The organism is Pseudomonas sp. HMSC066A08 (assembly GCF_001813025.1).
GTDB classification, from domain to species: domain Bacteria; phylum Pseudomonadota; class Gammaproteobacteria; order Pseudomonadales; family Pseudomonadaceae; genus Pseudomonas; species Pseudomonas aeruginosa.
The window spans coordinates 227,339-244,598 of record NZ_KV811371.1; the positions used below are offsets into that span (position 1 = coordinate 227,339).

General features: G+C 69.4%; 12 protein-coding genes and 1 pseudogene. 7 read left to right on the forward strand and 6 right to left on the reverse strand.

Annotation, left to right across the window (positions count from 1 at the left end; translation table 11 throughout):
* Window positions 1–12 precede the first annotated feature (12 nt).
* The 3 genes from HMPREF2886_RS29590 to HMPREF2886_RS29600 are packed head-to-tail and all read left to right on the forward strand — an operon-like array spanning window position 13 to window position 3,214.
* Window positions 13–921, forward strand: a complete 909-nt coding sequence (locus HMPREF2886_RS29590) for an efflux RND transporter periplasmic adaptor subunit (RefSeq protein WP_033969161.1) — start codon at window positions 13–15, stop codon at window positions 919–921.
* Window positions 921–2,960 (forward strand): FUSC family protein, encoded by a 2,040-nt coding sequence (locus tag HMPREF2886_RS29595; RefSeq protein WP_070748913.1) that lies wholly within the window; start codon window positions 921–923, stop codon window positions 2,958–2,960. Before HMPREF2886_RS29590 ends, HMPREF2886_RS29595 begins: the two co-directional genes overlap by 1 nt.
* Entirely contained in the window at window positions 2,957–3,214 is a 258-nt protein-coding gene (locus HMPREF2886_RS29600) for a DUF2790 domain-containing protein (protein ID WP_070748915.1), read from the forward strand. The genes HMPREF2886_RS29595 and HMPREF2886_RS29600 overlap by 4 nt, the downstream gene beginning before the upstream one ends.
* 21 nt (window positions 3,215–3,235) lie before the next feature.
* Here the strand turns inward: HMPREF2886_RS29600 and HMPREF2886_RS29605 are convergent, their stop codons facing one another.
* Window positions 3,236–3,739 carry a thioredoxin family protein gene (locus HMPREF2886_RS29605; protein WP_033969145.1) on the reverse strand — a complete coding sequence of 168 codons (504 nt, stop codon included), beginning with the start codon at window positions 3,737–3,739 and terminating at the stop codon, window positions 3,236–3,238.
* A gap of 191 nt (window positions 3,740–3,930) precedes the next feature.
* On the opposite strand from HMPREF2886_RS29605, the gene HMPREF2886_RS29610 reads away from it, so the two are divergent.
* The gene (locus HMPREF2886_RS29610; protein ID WP_024918330.1) at window positions 3,931–4,713 is read left to right on the forward strand and encodes an AraC family transcriptional regulator; all 783 of its coding nucleotides are present in this window, start codon (window positions 3,931–3,933) and stop codon (window positions 4,711–4,713) included.
* A 2-nt stretch (window positions 4,714–4,715) separates the two neighbouring features.
* Here the strand turns inward: HMPREF2886_RS29610 and HMPREF2886_RS29615 are convergent, their stop codons facing one another.
* Genes HMPREF2886_RS29615 through HMPREF2886_RS29625 form a run of 3 tightly spaced genes read right to left on the reverse strand, consistent with a single transcriptional unit; the run spans window position 4,716 to window position 8,813 of the window.
* A complete protein-coding gene (locus HMPREF2886_RS29615) occupies window positions 4,716–6,227 on the reverse strand; it encodes an MDR family MFS transporter (RefSeq protein WP_033976740.1) in 1,512 nt (503 codons plus the stop codon).
* Entirely contained in the window at window positions 6,217–7,368 is a 1,152-nt protein-coding gene (locus HMPREF2886_RS29620; RefSeq protein WP_033969140.1) for an HlyD family secretion protein, read from the reverse strand. Before HMPREF2886_RS29620 ends, HMPREF2886_RS29615 begins: the two co-directional genes overlap by 11 nt.
* Window positions 7,365–8,813, reverse strand: a complete 1,449-nt coding sequence (locus HMPREF2886_RS29625; RefSeq protein ID WP_039027950.1) for an efflux transporter outer membrane subunit — start codon at window positions 8,811–8,813, stop codon at window positions 7,365–7,367. The genes HMPREF2886_RS29620 and HMPREF2886_RS29625 overlap by 4 nt, the downstream gene beginning before the upstream one ends.
* Before the next feature lie 351 nt (window positions 8,814–9,164).
* Here HMPREF2886_RS29625 and HMPREF2886_RS29630 point away from each other — a divergent pair, with 351 nt between their 5' ends.
* The gene (locus HMPREF2886_RS29630) at window positions 9,165–10,937 is read left to right on the forward strand and encodes a S8/S53 family peptidase (protein WP_033976744.1); all 1,773 of its coding nucleotides are present in this window, start codon (window positions 9,165–9,167) and stop codon (window positions 10,935–10,937) included.
* Between the two features lie 22 nt (window positions 10,938–10,959).
* Here the strand turns inward: HMPREF2886_RS29630 and HMPREF2886_RS29635 are convergent, their stop codons facing one another.
* Both HMPREF2886_RS29635 and HMPREF2886_RS29640 read right to left on the reverse strand, forming a co-directional pair.
* Entirely contained in the window at window positions 10,960–13,536 is a 2,577-nt protein-coding gene (locus HMPREF2886_RS29635) for a PAS domain-containing protein (RefSeq protein WP_070748917.1), read from the reverse strand.
* A gap of 228 nt (window positions 13,537–13,764) precedes the next feature.
* Complete coding sequence (locus HMPREF2886_RS29640) at window positions 13,765–14,079, reverse strand: LasR-specific antiactivator QslA (protein WP_003106944.1); 315 nt, start codon at window positions 14,077–14,079, stop codon at window positions 13,765–13,767.
* A 1,051-nt stretch (window positions 14,080–15,130) separates the two neighbouring features.
* Between HMPREF2886_RS29640 and aprX the strand changes: the two genes are divergently transcribed.
* A complete protein-coding gene (gene aprX, locus HMPREF2886_RS29645; RefSeq protein WP_033976747.1) occupies window positions 15,131–16,375 on the forward strand; it encodes a type I secretion system-dependent protein AprX in 1,245 nt (414 codons plus the stop codon).
* 86 nt (window positions 16,376–16,461) lie between these two features.
* Window positions 16,462–17,260 (forward strand): annotated as a pseudogene (gene aprD, locus HMPREF2886_RS29650) (alkaline protease secretion ATP-binding protein AprD); the annotation flags it as partial.

Below are 17,260 nucleotides of genomic sequence, written 5' to 3' on the forward strand. Positions count from 1 at the left end.
GCCGAGGTCCCCATGTCCATCGTTCGTCTTTCCAAGGTGGCTGCGACCTTCGCCTGCGGCCTGTTCGCCCTGTGCCTGGCGTTGCAGTTGTGGCAAGCCTACGTGCTGGCGCCCTGGACCCGCGACGGGCGGATCAGCGCGCAGGTGATCCGCATCGCGCCGGAAGTCTCCGGCAGCGTCGAGGCGGTGTTCGTCGCGGATAACCAGCGGGTGGCCCGCGGCGACCCGCTGTACCGCATCGATCCGCGCAGCTATCGCCTGGCCGTGCGCCAGCGCGAGGCGGAGCTGGAGCAGGCGCGGGAAACCCTGCGCCAACGTGACGAGCAATGGCGCCGACGCATGCAGTTGGCGGGCGCGGTTTCGCGCGAGGAGGTCGCCAACGCCGGTCGCGCCCTGCGTATCGCCCGCGCCCGCGCCGAGGCCGCCGGGGCGGCGCTCGACCAGGCGCGGCTGGACCTGCGGCGCAGCCAGTTGCGCTCGCCGGTGGACGGCTATGTGACGCAGTTGCGCGTGCAGCCCGGCGATTACGCGGCGGCGGGCCGGACCAACATCTTCATCGTCGATCGGCGAAGCTTCTGGGTCACCGGCTATTTCGAGGAAACCAAGCTGCGCAATGTGCGGGTCGGCGCGCCGGCGACGATCAAGCTGATGGGGTTCGATCCGCTGCTCGACGGCCATGTCGCGAGCATCGGTCGCGGTGTCGCCGACCTCAACGAAAGCCGTGCCGACAGTGGCCTGCCGCAGGTCAGCCCGAACTTCAGCTGGATACGCCTGGCGCAGCGCGTGCCGGTGCGCATCGAACTCGACCGGGTACCGGCGGGCGTGGTGCTTGCCGCCGGCATGACCGGCAGTGTCGAGGTGCTGCAGGCGGGGACCGCGCGGCACTGGCGGCTGACCCGCTGGTTGCAGGAGTACCTTTGATGGCGGCGTCGGCGTCCGGCGGGCGCGATTGGTACGCGGCGTTGCCGTTGCCCTGGCGGACCGACAGCCTGGGCTACGTACTGCGCAGCATCGGTGCTGCCGCCCTGGCGCTCGGCCTGGGGCTCTACCTGCAACTGGATTCGCCGTTTTCCGCGGCGTCCACTGTGCTGTTGCTGATCAATCCGGTGCAGGGGGCGGTGGTCGGCAAGGGCTGGTGGCGCGCCGTGGGTACCCTGGTCGGCACGCTCGCTGCCTTCGTCCTGACCGCGCTGTTCGCCCAGAAGATGCTGCTGTTCGTCGTCGCCCTGGGGTTCTGGCTGGGTCTCTGCGTCGGCGTCATGAGCCTGGTCCGGCACTTCTACGCCACCGCCGCGGTGGTCGCCGGCTACACCGTGTGCCTGGCGCTGGGACCGGCCATGGTCGAGCCCGAAGCAGCCTTCGAGCACATCGTCACCCGCGCCTCGGCGGTAATCGTCGGAGTCTGCTGCCTGAGCCTGGTGACCGTGGTCTTCAGCCGCAGGACCGTGTCCGGGCGGGTGCGCCAGCGTCTCGTCTCGCTCTGCGCGGCGACGCTGGTGCTGGTCGCTGCGCGGCATGCCGGTGCGGCTGACGGGGAACTGGAGCGCCGTCGCCGGACGCTGGCCGGCGAGGTCTACGCGGTAGACGACCTGCTGGGCGTCGGGCGCGCCGAGTCGCGGGCGCTGAGCGCTGCGCTCCCGGCGATCCGCGGTGGCCTGGCGGCGCTGTTTTCCACGCTGATGGAGTTCCGCTTCGCCGGCGAGACGCATTGGGCCCGGCGCTTGGCGGAGCGCGGACTGGCGCTGCCGATGGCCGACGACCTGCGTCTGCTGGGCGGCCAACTGGAGCGCGGCGAGCTCGACTTCGCCGGCGCCGCGCGACGGCTCGCGAGCTTGCGCGGTGGCCTGGCGGCGATTCGGCGCGGACTTCCGACAGACCAAGCGGATGCCTGTCGCGAAGGGCTGTTCATGGAGCGTCTCGACGAGCAACTGGATGACCTGCAGGCCGCCCTGCGGGGGTTCGCCCGGCTCGACGGCCGGGCCCGTGCCGACGTCCGCCCAGCGGCCTTCCATCGACATTACCGCGAGGCCTTGCGCAACGGCACGCGAGCCTGGCTGGCGATGCTGGTCGGCGGCGCCCTGTGGTTCCTCAGCGGCTGGGACCAGGGGCCGACCCTGCTGGCGGTGCTCGGCCCCTACTGCACGCTGCTGGCAGCCTCGCCCTTTCCCGCCGAGGGCACGCGCAATTTCATTCGCGGCACGCTCTACGCGATACCTGCCGCATTGCTCTGCAAATTCCTTCTGCTACCGCTGATCAACGGCTTTCCATTGCTGCTGCTGTGCCTCGCCTTCTTCTGGTCGTTCGGTATCCAGGCCACCACAGTGCCCAGGCGGGCGTTGCAGGGAATCGCCTACCTGATCGCCTTCAACACCCTGGTCGCCACCGGCAATCTCGCCCGCTTCGATTTCGGCGACTTCGCCAACCAGTCCTGCGCCTGGGTGCTGGCGCTCTGCATCAGCCTGCTGGTCTACCGCCTGCTGCCGAAGGACCTGGAACGGCATTCGGCGTCGCTGCTCGACCATCTGCGCCGCGAGACCCTCGCCTTGCTGCGTCGTCGCGCCGGTTTCGACGCGCATGCCTGGCAGGCCCGCCAGCAGCATCGCATCGCCCAGTTGGGCGCGCTGCATGGCATGGAACATCCGCGCAGCGCGCTGGCCCTGCGCCTGGGCTTCGTATCCCTGCAACTCGGCCGCGAGTCGCGGCGCCTGTGGCGCGCCCTGGCCGGGCTCGACCCGGCCGCCGCGGAGGCGCGGTGGATCGAGCGCGCACTGCGAGCCATCGCCGTCCGCCATCGCGATCCGCCGCTCGCCGCGCGGCACGCACGCCGTGCCGGCACCCGCCTGGCGGCCGCCGGCGAGTGGCGCCTGGCCGCGATCCTCACCGACCTCGCCTGGTTGCTCCGGGCCTATTCGCAAAGCGTCTCGTCCGACGAGGCGCAGCATGGAGAAAAGACCTCATGAAAACTTCGTTCCTGCTGGCCTTGCTGCTGTCCTGCTGGTCCCAGGTCCAGGCGGCGGACGACGACGGGAAAGAGTTGCCGCCGATCGAGCGCTACGACTACGGCATGCCGCTGGACTTCGAGCGGGTGCTTTCCGTCACGCCGGTGCCGGCCACCTGTGGCGTGGTGCCGCTGGTGATGCTCTACCGCGACAGCGCCGGACGCCTACATCGCTTGCAGTACCGCGGCCTTGGCGCGGGCTGTTCGCGGCACTGAGAAGCGGGCGCAGGCGCTGTCTCAGCGCGCCGCGCCTTCGATGATCGCCAGGACGTCGCCGATGGCGTGCTCCAGGTAGTCGCCCGCCTTGTACGCCGCAAGCGCCTGCGGACCGCCGTCGAGCACCGCCTGCGGCCGTTCGACGAAGTGTCCGAGCAGGTTGAACTCCTCGTCCAGCACCAGTACCAGCGGAATCGGGATTCGCTCCAGCGCCAGGCGCTGGCGCAGGTCGTCCTCGGCGCGGCCCTTGGAAATGATCGCCAGCTCGATGTTCGGTTGCAGGCGCTGCGCGAAGTCCAGCGCGGCCAGGTTGATCTGGCAGTCCGGGCACCACATTTCCCCGGCGGCCAGCAGGCGGTAGCGCCGTTCGATGCGTTGCAGGCGTTCCGTCAGCGCGCTCGGCAGCCCGTCGCTTTCCAGCTTCTGCCGGAACCGCGCGACCGCGCCCTGTTCCGTGGCCAGGCCATGGCCGACGAAGGCGGCGAAGCCTTCTCCGATATCGAACAGTTCCGCGTAAGAGGCCATGCTGGTTTCGCTCCTGTGCTTGGGGAGGGATGGCGCGGCGGATACGCCAGGCAGTCGCGCCACGCCGGGGCGGCCAGGGTAGCGCGCTCGCCGCGTCGCGGCGAGCGCCGGCGTGCTTCGCCGGGACTGGTCGTTAGCATGGCGCGGCTGGTAAAAAGACAGCGCCCCCACTGCCCGCCAAGGCCCGCCCGATGCTGATCGACCTGCCTTCCACCCGTCCGGTCTTCGCCTATGCCCAGGATTATCTCCACGGCGAGCGCGTCGAGCTGCACCGGCATTCGCGCGCGCAATTGATCCATGCGCTCAGCGGGGTGGTCACGGTCGGCACCGCCGAGGGCACCTGGGTGGTGCCGCCGGGACGCGGTGTCTGGTTGCCGGCCGGTATCGAGCATGCCCTGCGTTTCGCCGGCCAGGTGCGCATGCGCACCTTGTTCATCGCCCCGCAGGCGCGCCACGACCTGCCGCAGGACTGCCGGGTGGTGGACGTGCCGCCTTTGCTGCGGCAATTGATCGTCGCGGCGATGCGGATCGACCCGGACTACCCGCCGGGCGGCCGCGACGAGCGGGTGATGGAGCTGATCCTCGATGAACTGCGGGTACTGCCGATCCTCGCCCTGCACGTCCCACAGCCGGTCGATCCGCAACTGGCGGCGCTGTGCCGCAGCCTGCGCGCCGAGCCGGCCGCCGACTGGAGCCTGGGCGATGCCGCGCGTCGCCTGGGCGTCAGCCCGCGGACCCTGACCCGCGCCTTCCAGCGCGAAACCGGTCTCAGCTTCGTCCAGTGGCTGCGGCGCATGCGCCTGCTCGCCAGCCTCGATGCGCTGGCGGCAGGGCACTCGATCCTCGAGGTCGCACTGGACCTCGGCTACGACAGCCAGAGCGCCTTCAGCGCCATGTTTCGCCGGACCCTGGGCGTTTCGCCGAGCCTCTATTTCGGCCGCGGCGCCGCCTACGGGGTGGCCGAGGGCGACTGAGTTCAGTCCTTCTGGCGCAGCATCAGCGAGGCCAGGGCGCAGGCCAGGAGCGCCACGCAGGAAAGGTAGAAGGCGTCGGAGTAGGCCATCAGGTAGGCCTGCTGGCGCACCCCGTGGTCTAGCAGGGCCAGCGCCTGCTGCTGCTCCGGCAGTTGTATCCGCACCTGGCCGCCGCCCAGGCGCTGCTGCAGGGCGCCGTCGAAGATCGTCAGGGTCTCGCCGATCCGCTCGGAGTGGAAGCGCTCGCGCAGCGAAACCAGTTGCGTCAGCAGCGCGGTGCCGATCGCGCCGCCGAGGTTGCGCAGCATCGAGATCAGCGCCGAGGCCGAGCCGGCCTGGGCCTTGTCGAGGCCCTTCACCGCCAGTACCGAGAGCGCGACCATGATCAGCGGCTGGCCGATGCCGCGCACGACGATGGAGGGGATGATCACGTTGCGTCCCGCGTCGGCGTTCAGGTGCGCGCCCATCCAGCAGCCCAGGGCCATGATCGCGAAGCCGCCGGCCACCAGCAGCTTGGGGTTCAGCCAGCGCATCAGGCGCGGCAGCAGCGGCGCCAGGAGCAGTTGCACGAGGCCGTAGAGGATCAGGCTGTCGCCGATCTGCCGGGCGTTGAAACCCTGCAACTGGGACAGGTAGTTGGGCACCAGGAACACCAGGCCGAAGGTCGCCGCGCCGAACACCGCCATCGCCAGGCTGGACACGCCGAAGTTGTAGCTGCCCAGCAGGCGCAGGTTGATGAACGGCCGCGCGCCCCACAGCTGGCGCTGTACGAAGAGCAGCAGGGCGAGCACGGCGAGGACGGCGAAGGTGCGGATGAAGCCGGACTCGAACCAGTCGCGGCGGCCACCTTCCTCCAGCACGATCTGCAGCGCGCCGAGGCCGGCGACCATCGCGCCGATGCCGAGCCAGTCGGCCTGGCGCAGGCGTTCGCGGTCGCCGTCGCGGGGGCGGATCGACCAGGCCACCGCGGCCAGCAGGGCGACCCCCGGCAACAGTTGCAGGAGAAAGATCCAGCGCCAGGAATAGGCATCCGCCAGCCAGCCGCCGATCGACGGGCCGGCGGCCTGGGCCACACTGTTGGAAAGGCTGAACAGCGCCATGCCGAGGGGTATCCGGCTGGACGGCAGCTCGGTGAGGATCAGTTGCATCGACAGCGGGATCAGCACCGCTCCCGAAGCCCCCTGGATCACCCGGATCAGGATCAGCGTCGACAGGTTCGGCGCCAGCGCGCAGCTCAGCGAACTGAGCAGGAACACCAGCGAGCCGAGGAGCATCACCCGGCGCAAGGAGAACACTTCCACCAGCCAGGCGGTAAGCGGGATCATGCTGATTTCCGCGACCAGATAGGCGGTGGAGATCCACGAGCCCTCCTCGAAGGTGGCTCCCAGCGCGCCTTCTATCTCCGGCAGCGCCGCGCTGGTGACGTGCACGTTCATGCCGGCCATGAAGCAGCCGAACAGGCCGCCGGTGACGGCGACCCAGGCACGCAGCGATACCTTGTCGTCAGCGCTCATCGGCGGAGGCTCCGTCCGGTTCGCGAGTGTCCACGGTGGCGATCACCGACATCCCCGGCAGCAGCCGGCCCCGCTCGGCGGCGTCGGCGTCCAGGCGGATACGCACCGGGAAGCGCTGGACGATCTTGGTGAAGTTGCCGGTGGCGTTGTCCGGCGGTAGCAGCGCGAATACCGCGCCGGAGGCCGGCGCCACGCTGTCGACGCGGCCGCGCCAGCGGCGGCCGAACGTGTCCACTTCCAGTTCCACCGGTTGCCCGGGGCGGATGCGTTCGAGCTGGGTCTCCTTGTAGTTGGCCACCACGTAGGCCTGCTCCAGCGGCACCACCGCCAGCAGCGGCAGCCCCGGCGTGACGTACTGGCGCAGGCGCACCTTGCGCTGGCCGACGCGGCCGGCGAATGGGGCGCGGATCTCGGTATCGTCCAGGGCGTGGCGCGCCAGTTCGCGCGCCGCCGCGGCTTCCTGCAGCTCCGCCTGGCGCTGGGCGAGCGCCGCCTCCGCCTCGCGCCGCCGGCTCTTCAGCACCTCGCTGGCGGCGCGCTGGCGGCCTTCCTCGGCGCTTGCCCGTTGCGCCGCCGCCCGCGCTCGCTGGTGCGCCGCGCCGGCGTTCTCCAGGCGCTGGCGACTGGTGGCATGCTCGTCGGCCAGTTGCCGATAGCGTCGCCAGTCGGTCTCGGCGCGGCGCCATTCGGCTCGCGCCGCTTCGCCATCGGCGCGGGCGCGGCTGATCGCCTGCGCCTGCTCCAGCAGTTGCCGATCGAGGGTCTCCAGCTTCGCGCGCTGGGCCTCCAGCGCCGCCTGCGCCGCCGCTTCGCGGGCCTCGGCGGCGCGCAGGCGCTGGCGGAAGTCGCGCGGGTCCAGGCGCAGCAGCAGGTCGCCGGCCTGGACGTCGGCGTCGTCGGCCACCAGCACCTCGGCGACGTAGCCGGAGACCTGCGCGCTGACCGCCACCCAGTCGGCGCGTACATAGGCATCGTCGGTGCCCTCCAGGAAGCGTCCGCTGCTCCACCACCAGGCCAGCAGGGCGGCGAGCGCGATGGCGCCGGCGAGGCCGCCCAGCAGCCAGGTTCGGCGCCGGCGCGTGGCGGCTGGCATGGTTTCGCCAGCGGTGTGTTCGATGGGTTCCCTGATTGCCTGGTTCATTGTCCGTTTTCCTGGTGGGAGGGATTGGGAGCGGCTTGCCAGCCGCCGCCGAGAGCCCGGAACAGTTCGACCTGGCGCTCGGCGACGCGCATCTCGGCGTCGACCAGGCGCGCCCGGTCGGCGACCAGGCTGCGTTGACTGTCGAGCAGCTCGAGGGCATCGAGGGCGCCGGCGCGATAGTTGCTGCGCGCCAACCGGTAGGCGTGGCGCTGCTCGTCGAGGGCACGCTGGAGGTCGGCACGGCGCTGGCGCTCGCCGGCATACAGCGCCAGGGCACGCTCGACCTCGCGCAGGGCGCCGAGCACCGCTCCGTCGAAGCGCGCCAGGGCGGCGTCGCGCTCTGCTGCGGCGCTGTCCAGGCGGCCTCGCGCGCTTTCCCGGTTGGGGAAGCGCCAGCTCAGCAGCGGGCCGGCCGCGTAGGCCAGCGCGCCGCTGCCGCCGAGGCCGGCGAGGGTCGCTGCGGAGGTTTCGGCGCCGACGGCGAAGCTGATGCGCGGGTACAGCTCGGCTTCGGCCAGCGCCCGCCGGGCGTCGGCGGCGGCGAGCCGGCGCTCGGCCGCGCGGATGTCCGGGCGGCGCGCCAGCAGGCTCCAGCCGTCACCGGTGGGCAGGGCACGGCGCAGTTGCGGTATGCCGGCGCAGGTCGCGGCAGGAGCGTCCAACTGGCGCGGCGAGCGCCCGCTGAGCAGCGCCAGTTCGTAGAGCGCCGCGCGCCGCCGCGCTTCGAGCATCGGCAGCGCGGCGCGGGTCCGCTCGCGCAAGGCCAGCAGCCGGCGTCGCTGCAGCTCGCTGGAAAGGCCAGCGGCGAGCTGGCGTTCGCTCAGCGCCAGGCTCGCGTCGAGCAGGCCGACCGATCGGCGTTGTACCTCTGCCCGTCGCGCCAGGGCGCAGGCGCGGACGTAGGCGAGGGTGGTCTGGCTGGCCACGCTGACCCTGAGCAGGTCGCGCGCCGCTTGCGCCGCTTCGGCATCCGCCTTCGCCGCGGCGATGCGGGCGCGGACTTCGCCCCACAGGTCCAGCTGGTAGGACAGGTCGAGGCGGGCGGTGTGTTTCCACTGGCTGTGCAGGTCCTCGTCGGTGGCTTCGGCGAGGGTCTGGTCGTCGCCATCGCGCCCATACTGGTAGCCATAGCCGACCTCGGTCCGTGGCCAGCGTTCGCCCTGTGCGCCGCGCAGATGGCCGAGGAGCGCGCGGGCATGGGCATCGGCCGCGGCCAGGTCGCGGTTGTGGCGCAGTGCGGCGGCCACCAGGCGGTTCAGCCCAGGGTCCTGGTAGAGCGTCCACCACTGGGCGGGCAGCGCGTCGCCGCGGGTTCCCGCCACCCTCGACAGGCCAGGGTCGAGGCTTTCCGCGCGTGGCGCGGGTTGATTGCGGTTCGCGCAGCCCAGCGCGGTGGAGATCCCCAGCGCCAGCGCCACGCAACGCAGATGACTGGCAAGCGGCATTGCCCTGCTCCCGTGTCTGAAAGAGCGGGGAACGGTAAGGCAGGCGCGGGCGGCCTGCGCCGGCAAAAGCGCCAGTCATCGTCGCGAAATGGACAGTCGGCGGATTTTTCAGCGTTGCCGCATCAGGTACGGGCCGCGGTCCAGGGCCAGCAGCCCGGCCGGGATGGCCAGCAGGGAGAGGCGGGCGATCTGCCGGGAGCAGCGGTTCACCCCGCCTTCGACGAGGCGCAGGCGCTGGAGCAACTGGCGGGCTAGCCTGCGCCTTGGTGTGGCCGGGGCCCGCCTTCAACCTGAACGAAGCGTTTCGCCAGGCGGTCGGAACAACAGGTCCCCGTTACGGAAGCCGAGTCCATGCCGCTGCGCCGTGCCGTTTCCGCCATTCTTTTCGCGTCCCTGGCCAGTCCCTTGGCCGCCGCCGAAACACCCCTGCGCCTGGAGCGCCTGGAGCGTTGCGGCGATCTCCTGGCCAGCGAGCGGCAGGAGTGGTGCCTGCGCGTGCGCGGCCTGGGCGCCGGCCTGCCGCGCCTGTTGCTGGACGGCCGCGAACTGCCAGCCACCGCCCTGCGGCGCGAGGGTGACGGCCTGCGGCTCCGCCTGGACCGCCGTGGCCACGCCAGCGGTCCGCTCTGGCTGGAGCAGGGCGGGCGCAGCAGCAATCCGGTATGGCTGACCCTGAACGGCAGCCATGTGCTCGCCGCCGGTCCCGACGAGGTGGCGAAGAACATGGATGGCCTGACCACCTACGTCGACCTGGTCAGCCTGTTGATCGAGGAGAACCACGACGGTCGCCGGGAGGCCGAACGCCTGGCCGATAAATATGGCGCGCGGGTGGTCGGCGCGATCCCGCCGTTGAACCTCTACCAGTTGCGCCTGCCGGCGCGCGACCTCGTCCAGCGCGACGCGCTGGTCCTCCGCATCGGCAGCGAGACCAGCGTGGACGCCGTGGTGGTGGAGGAGTCCGCGCCGGAGAAGGGCGAGGAAACCGAGGCGGTGCGCCGCTCCGTGGACAAGCCGGACAGCGACTCCGACGAGTGGGCGGCCAATCGTTTCATGGACGCGGTGAACTATTACCAGCGTCGGGTCCGCGCCCGCCAGGCGCCGCTGGAGACCCGCCCGGTACGCATCGGGGTGATCGAGCGCGACGTCGACTTCGACGCCCCCGACTTCGCCGACTACCTCGGCCCCTGCAAGGCGCCCGCGCCGCGTACCTGCCTCTACGCGCGCGACGCCGAACGTCCCGACAACCACGGTTCGACGGTCGCCGGCATCCTCGCCGCGCGCTGGGACCAGGGCGGCAACAGTGGCTTCCTGCGTGGGCTGGACCGCACCAGCCAGGGTTTCGAAGTGATCGTCGAGCGCAATTCGGACGCTGGCATCACGGCCAACGTCGCCGCCTCGGTGAACCTGGTGGAGGATGGCGTGCGGGTGCTCAACTGGAGCTGGGGCATCCACCGCGTCGGTGCTCGCGACGTCGATGGCGACGAGGTGGATTCGCTGGTGCGCTCGGGGATCGCCATGAGCGGCTACGAGGAGTTGCTCGAGGAGTTCTTCCTCTGGCTGCGCAAGGAGCATCCGGACGTGCTGGTGGTCAACTCCGCCGGCAACGGCTCGTCCTACTCCGGTACCGACGAATACCGCCTGCCGTCCTCCTTCGTCACCGAGCAGTTGCTGGTGGTGGGCGGGCACCAGCGCAGCGAGCGCCAAGGCCTGGCGGTGGACGACCCGGCCTATGCGGTCAAGCGCAGCACCTCGAATGTCGACATGCGGGTGGATGTCACCGCCGCCGCCTGTACCCATGCCTCGACCCTGGAGCGGGACGCGCGGGGCGAGGTGCACTGCGGCACGTCCTATGCCACGCCGATGGTCGCCGGCACGGTCGCCGCCATGCTTTCCCTCAACCCGCGGCTACAACCCGAGGAGATCCGCATGCTGCTCCGGCGCAGCGCCATGACCATCGGCGGCGACTACGATTTCGAGCCGGCCGATGCCGAGGACCTCACCGCACCGATCCTGCCCTCGGAGCGCGGCTACCGCCTGGATCACCGCGACGTCGGTCGCTCGGCGCGGCTGGACATGCAGAAAGCCCTGGACCTGGCGGTGAAGAGCCGCGAGCGGGTGCGCTGAGGCGTTCCGCCGGCCCAGAGCCTCAAGGCGAGGCTTCCAGCAGCCGGGCGAGGCGTTCGGCGAGTTCGTTGTGGCGGAACGGCTTGGTCAACACCTCGAAGCCGTTGAGTTGCTCGGGCCTGAGGTTGGCGTAGCCGGTGATGACCAACACCGGCAATTGCGGGAAGCGCTGGCGCAGTTCCTCGGCAAGCTGCACGCCGGTCTTGTCGGCCATGAGATGGTCGGTGACCAGCAGGTCGGGCGCCAGGCCGCGCTCGACCTCGCCCAGGGCTTCCTCCGCCGACGCCGCCTCGCTGACCTGGTAGCCGAGATCGCCGAGCAGCAGCGCGGTGGTGTAGCGCACCATCCTGTCGTCGTCGACCAGCAGCACCTGGGTCGGTCGCGACGCCTCGGGTGCGTCCGGGCAGCTTTCCGCGACGGATTGCGTCTGCTCCGCGGTGATCGGCAGCCAGATGCTCACCCGGGTCCCCTTGCCTATCTCCGAATGGATGCCCAGGCCGCCGCCGGACTGGGCGACCAGGCCCTGGACCATCGACAGGCCGAGGCCGGTGCCCTTGCCCACGCCCTTGGTGGAAAAGAACGGCTCCATGCAGCGGGCCAGCACCTCGGCGGGCATGCCTCCGCCGTTGTCGGCGACTTCCAGGCACACGTAGCGGCCGGCGCCGAGACCGTCCACCGCGCCGTCGATCACCTGGTCGGTCCGTGCGCCTATTTCCAGGTGGCCGCCTTCGCCCATGGCGTCGCGGGCATTCACCGCGAGGTTGAGGATGGCCAGTTCGAACTGGTGCGGATCCACCACCACCGCAGGCAGGCGTTCCGGGATCTCGATGCGGACCTCGATGGTCGGGCCGAGCGAGCGCTCGATCAGGTCGCGCATGCCCTCGACCAGTTCGCGCAGGGCCACCGCCTGCGGCTTGAGGGTTTGCCGGCGGGCGAAGGTGAGCAGGCGACCGACGAGGTTCCGCGCCCGTTCGGCGGACTGTAGCGCGCCGTCGATGAGGTCGGCGGAGCGGGCGTCGTCGAGCCGCCGGCGGATCAGTTCCAGCGAGGCCATGATCGGCGTCAGCAGGTTGTTGAAGTCATGGGCGATGCCGCCGGTCAACTGGCCGACCATCTCCATCTTGCGTGCCTCGTGAAGCTGTGCCAGGGCGCTTTCGCGCTGGGCGAGCATGGTCGCGACGCGTTCCTCCAGGCTTTCGTTGAGCTCGCGCAGCTCGTTCTCGGCGCGTACCCGCGCGCTGATGTCCATGCACACGCAGAGCAGGCCGCTGGCGGCATGCTGCTCGTCCACCAGCGGCGTGACCTGGTTCTGCACCCACACCGTATCGCCGTCGGGACGAACGTAGCGGCCGCTCATCTCGAACGCCGCGCCGGCCGCTCCGCCTGGCGCCGCGGGGAGGGCGAAGTCGGCGGGGTCGAGGATGTCCTGCATGCGCAGGCCGAGCAGGGTCTCGCGCGAACGGCCGGCGATCTCGCAGTAGCGATCGTTGACCCGGGTGAAGCGCCAGTTCCGGTCGCACACCGCGATGCCCGCGCTGGCCTGGTCGAACATCGCCGCCAGTTGTGCCGAACTGGTACGCAGCGCCAGCTCCGCGCGGGCATGGGTGAGCGAGGTCCAGGCCAGCTTGGCGGCTTCCTCCGCCAGGCGCCGCGGATCTTCGCCGAGCGCCCGCGGATGGGCGAAGTGGATCGCCAGCAGCGCCTCCAGCCGGCCGTGGCGCAGCACCGGGACATGCAGCGTGGCGCCCAGCCCCAGGCGCGCGCGGCTCGCCGCTTCGTCGAGACTCATGCCGCGCTCCCCGGCGAGGTCCTCCCGCGCCACGCTGCGTCCGGCACGCAGTTCGCCGGACAGGGTGGCGCCGAACGCCAGGTAGCGATGCCGACCGACCGCCGAACGGCCGTCGTGGAGATAGTCGCGATGGACCTGGAAGGTCATGCCGTCGCCGTTGTCCTCGCCGAAGAATATCCGCGACGCGCCCAGCTCCTCGCCGAGCCGGCGCAGGGCGGTGGCTTCGATTTCCAGGGGGTCGGCCAGGGACGGCAGGGTCTGGCCCAGTTCCAGGAGGAACGCCTGACGGCGTTCGAAACGCACCCGCTCGGTGGTCTCGGTGACGATGCACAGTACGCCGCCGACGGAACCGTCGGTTTCCCGCACCGCCGAATAGAACACGTCGAAATAGACCGTTTCGCCGCGCCCGTGGCGTTCGATGTAGAAGGGCCGATCCTTTGCCGCGAAGGTCTCGCCGGTCTCGTACACCCCGCGCAGCAGCGGTTCCAGGTCATCCCACAGCTCCCGCCAGTTCTCTATCGCCGGCCGGCCGAGGGCGCGCGGATGCTTGTCGCCGATGCTCGGCGCGTAGGCATCGTTGTACAGGGCGACGAATTCCGCGCCCCAGAACAGCACGATCTGCGCCTTGGCCGGCAGCAGCGTGGCCATCGTCGTCTTCAGGCTCGCCGACCAGGCGTCCGGCGGGCCGAGGGGCGAACTGGCCGCGTCGAGGCTGAGCAACAGTTTCCCGACCGCTCCTCCGTTGGCCAGGAAGGCCGGTGGATGGTCGAGGGTGTTCGGGTCCGGTTCGATGGTGAAAGGCTGTGCCATGTCTGCGGAGTCTTGCTCGGTTCCGGGTGAGGTGGTGGGTCGCATGGAATATAGGAGGGCGGTGGGTGCGCTTGCGTTCAATCCGACTGGGCGGGATGGCGCAGCGGGGCGCTCGACCGTTGCCGCGAGGCGGAGCCCGGCGACGATTTCGTACGCGGTGCCCGAGACCGCGATGAAGACCTGACGTCGGGGCGAACGACGCCACCGGCGTCATTCGCCATGGCCGGGTCAACCGGAACGTCGATCGGCTACCAGGCGCTGCTGCAGGCGCGTCAGGAAGGCCACTTCGAAGGCGGTCTTCTGCATCGGTGTGGGCAGGCTGTCGCGGCCGAAGGCGAAGGCGGTCCAGAGCTGGCCTTCGATCTGGTCGGCAAGCCAGTTCTCGGCCTGGCGGACACCCTTGTCGATGGCGGGTTGGGCGGGAACCGGCCAGAGCAGGGAGAGGCCGGGTTGGCGGTCGGCGGGGGGAATCTCGACCATCAGGTCCTTGTAGCGTTCGATGATTGCGTCGACGTGGGTCTTTTCCTTTTCATCCTTCGTCATGCTGGGTACTCCGTTTCTGAGAGTCACATGACCTGCCGCCTTCGCTGTCAATCGATGGAGGCAGGATCGCGCAGGGTTGACAGACCGGGAAACGGAACCGGCAGACCACGAGGGTCTCCCCACGCGATCCGCCATGAAGGCCCGCAGTTGGAAAACTGCGGTCGAGCCGATGCCTGCAAAAGCATTCGCTGCTTTCGCATGCACCGCTCGGCGCATCGCGCCGTCTCTTCGGGCTGTCAAACCCGGTCACGGATTTGGCCGTGACGGGCGCAGGATAGGGGCAGGCAAGGCGGGGAGCAAGGGCGGGAACGGGTGACGGCAGAGGCTATCGGCCGGCAAGGCGTTGGCTGAAGCGATTCATGGAAATAACCCGGCGTTGGAGCGCGCCGTTAATTATCGATGCGCTGCCGTTTGCCAGGAGGAAACAATTCGCCTGGTTTGTTCGATTCAATATTTTGTGATGCGCTTCACGTAATAAGGGTGTGCCCCATGAGCTACGCAAAAGTGTCATTCGCTTCTTCGAAGAGGGCGCTGCCGAAGTTGCACGCGAGTTGGATAGGCCGCGAGGGCGGCTCGGCGTTGTAGCGCATAAGGATATAACCGTTTCTCCATTTCTGATTTTCGTCAAAGTTGCTGCCGGCGCGACCGCCCGTCATTCGATATTAATTAAAAGCGTCAATAATCCGTTTAGGAATCAGGGGCTTGGAAATCCACCTGGCAGAACTGACAGGTCGGTATGCCCAACCAAAGTATTGAACTGATTTAAGTGGTGGTACAAATTTGCCTTTCCCATGTTAGTCCTACTTAACAGGCGAAGCGGTGGAGAGCGCTCTGTTGCGGGCTGCTCGGGATTAAATGGGTTTCGCCCTCGGGGGCTCCTGTCTTCCAATAAAAACAAGTTGTCGCCAGGCCTGATGAACTTTCAGGTACCCGCGTTCCGTTTTCTCGCGGAACTCACTGACTGCGCTTAACCGCGTGACCGGTTCGGTCGGTAAACAGCGACCCGCGCCGGAAACGCGATAACCGAGACAACTCAATCGAGGAACAGAAGATGGGATTATTCAATGCAGCCGCGAACCTGTTCGGCCAGGTCTACGAGCGCGCGACGCAGGTGGCCGCCACCGCCGTCACGGCGGTGGCGGACGTGGCCAGGACATTGGTGGGGTCCAGCGTCGACGCCGTGGAGCAGCAGGTGCACGAAGCGCTGACATCGGTGCATGACGCCGTTGCCAGCGTGGAGCAGGCGGTGGAGGGTACGGTCGGCGCGGTGGCCGGCACGCTCGGCGAGATCGCCGGCGACGCCCTCGACACCCTAGGCTCCGCGGTCGGCACGCTGGGCGGGCTGGCCGGCAACTCGCTGGCGATCGCCGACGACCTGTTGCACGGGCGCGTCGAGCCGGAGGATTACCTGAAGCTGGTCGGTGACCTGGGGCAGGGCGTCGGTGCCACCGTCGGCCATGCCTGGGAATTCGGCAGCGACAGCCTGAAGGCCGCCAACGATCTCTACCACGCCGCCTACCAGGGCGGCTCGCTAAGCCTCGGCAATAGCGACGGCCTGCTCGGGGTCAATGTGATCGGCTCGCTGCTCGGCGGCAATCACGACCAGGGCGTGATTCCCGATAGCCGCGGCATCCTCGGCCCGCTGCCGATCAACGTCTCCTTCACCGAGCAAGGCCTGACCTTCGGCGGCGAGACGCCGCTGACTCCGTTGGTCACCGCAGCCCTGGCGCTGAATCCGATCACCGCGCCGCTGGTACCGGTGCTGGCGCCGCTCAATCTCGGCGGCCTGGGGGTGGTCGGCTCGGTCGACAAGGAAGGCTTCAGCGCCAAGTTCTACGGTATCGCCGGACCCAGCTACAACCTCGGCGTGGCCAATCTCGGCGGTACCCTGGAGCTGGGCAGCTACAACGAGGTCAAGCTGCTGAGCTGGAACGAGGTGACCCTCAAGGACCTGCCCATCGTCGGCGGCATCCTCGGCTACGTGCCGGTGGTCAAGGACATCGGTGTCTCGCTGCCGACGCTGGACCTGCACTTCGACAGCAAGCTGTATGCGCAAACGATTGCCGGCGTCGATGTCGCCGGGGTCGGGCCGAAGGGCCAGATCGAGCTGGTGCATGACCTCGACAACGACCTGTCGATCGTCGCCGGTATCGCCGGGGATACCGCGCACAGCGCCCTGGACGGTGCCGGCAAGGTGCTCGCGGCGCTGCTCGGTCACGGCGGCGAAGCGGCGCCGCCGACAATCCAGCTGATCGGCGCCGACCCGGCGCCGGAGCATCAGGCCCTGGCCGCCTGACGGCGAGGGAACGCCCGGCACAGGGAGGTGCCATCCGGGCTCATTCGGGATTCCAGCGGCAGTCGTGGCAGAAGTGAGCGCGCTCGATGGCAAGGCTCGGTTCCAGCGTTACCAACGAAATCAAACAGGCCCTGGCGGCCAGTCGCGGCGCATTGCGCAGCGTGGCGGCCTTCTCCGGGGTGATCAACCTGCTGATGCTGGTGCCCTCGTTGTACATGCTGCAGGTGTACGACCGCGTGCTGTCCTCGGCCAACGAAGTCACCCTGTTGATGCTGACCCTGATGGCGCTCGGCGTGTTCGTCTTCATGGGCGCGCTGGAGGCGCTGCGCAGCTTCGTCCTGGTACGGGTCAGCGAACGCTTCGACGGCCAGTTGCACGGGAGGGTCTACGCCGCCGCCTTCGAACGCAACCTGCGCGCCGGCGGCCAGGAGGCCAGCCAGGCGCTGCACGACCTGACCACCCTGCGCCAGTTCATCACCGGCCAGGCGCTGTTCGCCTTCTTCGACGCGCCCTGGTTCCCGGTCTACCTGCTGGTGATCTTCCTCTTCGACCCCTGGCTCGGCCTGCTCTCGCTGGCCGGCGCGCTGGCCCTGGTGGCCCTGGCCTGGTTCAACGAACGCGCCACCCGTGCGCCGCTGGCCAAGGCCGGCGAGTTGTCGATCAAGTCCGGCCAACTGGCCAGCAACAACCTGCGCAACGCCGAGGTGATCGAGGCGATGGGCATGCTCGGCAGCATGCGCGGGCGCTGGGAACGGCTGCACCAGGCGTTCCTCGACCAGCAGAGCCTGGCCAGCGAGCGCGCGGCGCGGATCAACGCGCTGAGCAAGTACCTGCGCATCGCCCTGCAATCCCTGGTGCTCGGCCTCGGCGCCTGGCTGGCGGTGG